Here is a 4,305-nt window from a genome sequence, read left to right as displayed (position 1 = left end):
AACTGGGAATGATGACTGCGGCGCAGGGTGCGCCGAAGGACTGGCCAGATTTCCGCGGACGGGCCTTTCTGCTGCTTAAGGAGGGGGCCTCTCTGGATTACTATGATGGCGAATAGTTGAGGCAGCGTTGCCAATCAGAGGGCCGGGGAAGTTGCTGTGTTTGAATATCTGCCAGCGGCCTTTCCGCTGATCCTGCTTCTGATCGTAGCAACGATCTTCGGTCGATTGTTCTACAACTCCACACAGCGTCGCATCGAAGAGCGTGCACTGCAACCGATCTTTGAAGCGCGCTGCGCCGGACAGGTCGGCGCCATCTTTTACCGCGGACCGTTCATCCGCTTCAGCGTTTATCCTGACTTTCTGATCGTAGCAGTGGGCAAGGCGCATCTGCTTCGCCGCGCCAGCATTCGACGGATCTACATTGAACGACGTTTCTGGCAAAAGCAGCTGGTGATTGAACATCTTGCGCCGGAAGTTCCAGAGAAGATCCGACTGCTGATGGCCAGACCGGCGGCGCTCGAGGGCTGGGGAGCGCCGGCCTAGAGCGATGTATGGCTTTCTGGATCTAATTTTCGATCAGAAAAATACTTGAGTCGATCGATCAAGGAATGATATTACACCCTGACAACGAGGATATTGTTTGCGTCGTCATGCTACAGCTGTACACGGATTGTCGCTGTGCCTCTCTTTAATCTTGAGCGGCGCCTGCTATGACGCTGCCAGCTCCAGCCTTCCCGAAGCCTCGCTGTTTTTCCTGCAGGCGGAGACCTCTTTCAATGTTTTCAGCGGCAACGTAGGCGGAATGCCAAACGCGGTGGCTTTATCCAGCGACTCCATCTATATTGCCGGCAACTCCGACCCCAGCGGCGGCAATCGCAACTGGCGGATATCCAGACGCAATAGATTTACAGGAGAACTGGTCAGCGCCTTTGGCAATGGCGGCGTCATTGAGTTTGATCCGGGCGGCGGCGGCAATGATGATCTCAACGACATGGCTTACGACAATGGCTTCCTTTATCTGGTTGGAGTGGACGTGGCGCCCGGCTCGCCACAATGGCGTATTGAAAAGCGCAACGCCATCAGCGGCGCTCTGGACGCCAGCTTTGGGACGGGCGGGGTGATCAGCTTCGATCCGGTGGCCGGTCAATTCGACAACCTTGATGCCATCTTGACCAACGGCTCAGTCATGAATATCTGTGGGTCGTCGTCCACTGGCGGGTCCGGTCAACAGTGGCGCATGGAAAGAAGAGCGCTCAGTAGCGGCGCGCTGGATGTCGCCTTTGGCGCGGGCGGCGTACTCACCCAGGCGGCCGGCAACGGAACACAATCGCGCTGCTGGGCAGCCGCCGCCGATGCTTCCAGTCTGTATTTTGCCGGCGCCTACCGCGCGGCAACTGTTGACTGGCGTACTGAAAAACGCGATCGGGCGACCGGCGCCCTGAATGCTACATTTGGCGCAGGCGGACAGGTGAACGGCGCGCCCAATCCCATGCGCGATGAAATCTACGCCGTGAAAATAAGCAGCGATTCGATTTATGTAGCCGGGCTGGCCAGCTCGCCTACCACGCATTACCGTCTTGATCGCTATGATATCAACAGCGGCGCAAGCGTGGCCGCTTTTGGCAGCGCAGGGACAGTCGATGTCGATTACAGCAGCGGGGCGGACAATCTTGGCGCCCTGGTTCTGGATGGGGCCAACCTCTATCTGATTGGCAGCGACGAGGTCGTCGCCGTCGATCGCGCCTTTCATATTGAGCGCTTTGATTCCAGCAGCGGCGCAGCGATTGCCGAATTTGGCAACGCCGGCGTGCTGCGCATCGACCTCAGTCCGGGCAACGACGAAGCGACCGCCGCCGTAGCCGACGGCAGCTTTCTCTATGTGGCCGGCGCGGATGCGAGTACGACGCCGGGCGGATGGCGCATCATCAAGATGTACAAGAGCAGCGGGCTGTATTGAACGCTCTTAACTGGCTTTCGCCTGGACCAGCTGTGGGCCGCGATTGATCGTACAGCGACCCTCGAAGACCACGCCCTCTTCTACCACCAGGCTGCGCGTCACAATATCGCCGTAGACCTTGCTGGTGGAAAGCAAGGTCACGCGACGATCGGCATGAATCGAGCCGCGCACCTCTCCGCCGACGACGACCACGCCGGCGCGCAGATCCGTTTCGACCAAGCCAGCGCGACCGACCAGCACCTTGCCTTCGGTGATGATATTGCCTTTGAAATAGCCGTCGATGCGAATCAGGTCCTTGACCTTGAACTCGCCGCGGAATTCGGAGCCCTCGCCAATCAGGCTGTTGACGATCAGGTTCTCGGTTGTATCAGCCATTGGTCTTGCAGGTGATTCAGGAAGGCGTGCGGATTGTAGGCCACAGTTCCCACATGGACTTCGTAATACAACATATATACGGGCGCAGCGCCGGTCTTGCCCACATAGCCAATGACCTGCCCGCGACTGACCGTCTCCCCTTTCTTAACCCGCGTCCGATCGAGATGAGCGTAGAAAGTCTTAATGCCATAGCGATGATTGATTCGAATCTGCAGTCCGTAGGAGGCATCATAGGACACGTCCAGCACCTCGCCGGGCGCGGTTGCCACCACCTCGGCCCCCGGCAACGCGCCGATGGCAATGCCGCGCTGGAAGCGCTGACGGCCCTCCAATTGATCGGTCTGCAATCCGTAGGGAGTCATCAAGTAACCGTGGACCGGCCAGATGCCTGGCGTGTTGCGCAGCAGATTTTGCTTTTCGCGAGTATTCAGTTCGGCAAGGATCTTCTCTGAAACCTCCACCGCGCGACGCAGATTGTGGTTATCCTGACGGGACAGAAAGATCACTCGCCGCAGGATTTCCTCGGTCAGTTCCTGGCTGCAGGCCTCGCCCTGGCTGCGGCATTCCGCCACCAGCCTGCGCAGATCGGCAATCTCCGTATCGATCACGGCCTGCGCCGCGCCGCCCTCGCCGCTCTGCGCAGTGTCCTGTCCATCCAGCTTCACATACAATTCGCCAATGGTGTTAGCATAGTCATTGATGATTTCATGCAGCGGCAGCATCTCCTCCGCCATCTTGACGCTCTGCAGATTGAACTGCGAGTTGGTGAGACCCATATCGTAGTACTGAATGTCCTCGCCGCTCTTCCCGACCAGACTGATCATCGAAAGGAGCAGACCCAGCGTCGCCACAGCAATCGTAATGGAGATGGCGTAGATCGAAACGTGCAGATTCAGGATCTTCTGCTCTGTATGCGGGATGACCATGATCGTCAAGCGCTCGCGGCCGCGCTTGTGGATGCGCGCCAGAATCTCGGCCAGCCGCTCGCGCAACTCGGCGTAGGTTTTGCGCCAGTTGTCCTTCCAGTCCAGGCGATGCCGGGGACGCGGCCCCTCGCGCAGGTGCTCGGCAAATTCGCCGGCATCCAGCGGGTCAGGGCGCAGCGGGACTCCGCGGCCCTTGCCGTTTTGGCCCGCGGCTCCCTTGCCGGCTGACTGATTGCTCGCCTTGCGCGCCAGATGATCCCCTTGTGCGGCGCACCCGGCAAATGGACCAGGACGCGCCCCGCACCCGATTGACCTGACCCGCCTCGGGTCGGGTCAAGCTGAAAACCCTGGGCCTGGAAAACGATTGCCGGCTCAACCCTGGAACGCGACCAAACGTCGGATGAGCGAACAAGAACAGAACAAAGATGGCGGATTCGCGGCCCCCTGGCAGCGCGAGTTTTTCCAGAACATTGAAGGATTTGTAAAAGGCGGCCTCGAAGAACTGAAAGCCAAAGAGTTGCTGGTCAAATTCCTGAAACTCTCCTCGGAAACGCCAATGCCGAAGGTTATGGACAGCTTCCGGGAAGACGGCGCGCTGGAAAAGGTCGGCGTTTACACCATGAAGTCGCCGCCGATCCGCGACTTTATGGTGCAATTCTTCGATCCCTTGATGCGCAACTTCACCGTCGAGGGCAAAGAGAACCTCTCGCAAATTGTGCCGCTGCTGGGCAAGTTCCCGATGGTCCTGATTGCCAACCACTTGAGCCATTTTGACACCGCGGCCATCTACAATCTGCTTTATCGCGAAGGCAGCGAGGCGCGGCGTCTGGCCGATTCGTTGGTCTTCATTGCCGGTCGACTGGCCTTTGAGCCGGACTTTACGCGCCTTGGCCTGTACATGATTGATTCGCTGCTGGTCTGCTCCAAGAAGGACATGCAGGACAACCCGGCAATGGCCGACTTGATGACGCGCATCAACATGCGCTCCTTTCGCCAGGCGCAGCAGCTGCAAAAGGACGGCAAGGTCATCGCAGTTTTTCCAGAGGG

5 protein-coding genes are annotated in these 4,305 nt (G+C 58.7%); 3 read left to right on the top strand and 2 right to left on the bottom strand.

The features are described from left to right. Window positions 1-156: 156 nt before the first annotated feature. Together K1X75_18285 and K1X75_18280 are read left to right on the top strand one after the other, a co-directional pair. Window positions 157-543, top strand: a complete 387-nt coding sequence (locus tag K1X75_18285; protein MBX7060016.1) for a hypothetical protein — start codon at window positions 157-159, stop codon at window positions 541-543. Window positions 544-640: 97 nt separating this feature from the next. Further along, window positions 641-1,957, top strand: a complete 1,317-nt coding sequence (locus tag K1X75_18280; GenBank protein MBX7060015.1) for a hypothetical protein — start codon at window positions 641-643, stop codon at window positions 1,955-1,957. 6 nt (window positions 1,958-1,963) lie between these two features. On the opposite strand, the gene K1X75_18275 is transcribed toward K1X75_18280, so the two are convergent. Both K1X75_18275 and K1X75_18270 read right to left on the bottom strand, forming a co-directional pair. After that, window positions 1,964-2,332 carry a polymer-forming cytoskeletal protein gene (locus K1X75_18275; GenBank protein MBX7060014.1) on the bottom strand — a complete coding sequence of 123 codons (369 nt, stop codon included), beginning with the start codon at window positions 2,330-2,332 and terminating at the stop codon, window positions 1,964-1,966. Then, the gene (locus K1X75_18270) at window positions 2,308-3,324 is read right to left on the bottom strand and encodes a M23 family metallopeptidase (GenBank protein MBX7060013.1); all 1,017 of its coding nucleotides are present in this window, start codon (window positions 3,322-3,324) and stop codon (window positions 2,308-2,310) included. The genes K1X75_18275 and K1X75_18270 overlap by 25 nt, the downstream gene beginning before the upstream one ends. Window positions 3,325-3,658: 334 nt before the next feature. Between K1X75_18270 and K1X75_18265 the strand changes: the two genes are divergently transcribed. Then, a partial coding sequence (locus tag K1X75_18265; GenBank protein MBX7060012.1) for a 1-acyl-sn-glycerol-3-phosphate acyltransferase occupies window positions 3,659-4,305 on the top strand: 647 nt, incomplete at its 3' end.

The organism is Leptospirales bacterium (assembly GCA_019694655.1).
Lineage (GTDB): Bacteria > Spirochaetota > Leptospiria > Leptospirales > Leptonemataceae > SSF53.
Note: the sequence above shows the minus strand (reverse complement) of the source record. Positions and strands in the feature narration are given on the sequence as shown.

What these genes read in the sequence shown, in the direction of transcription:
- K1X75_18275 (MBX7060014.1), bottom strand. Translation starts at nt 2,332, where the DNA reads ATGGCTGATACAACCGAGAACCTGATCGTCAACAGCCTGATTGGCGAG.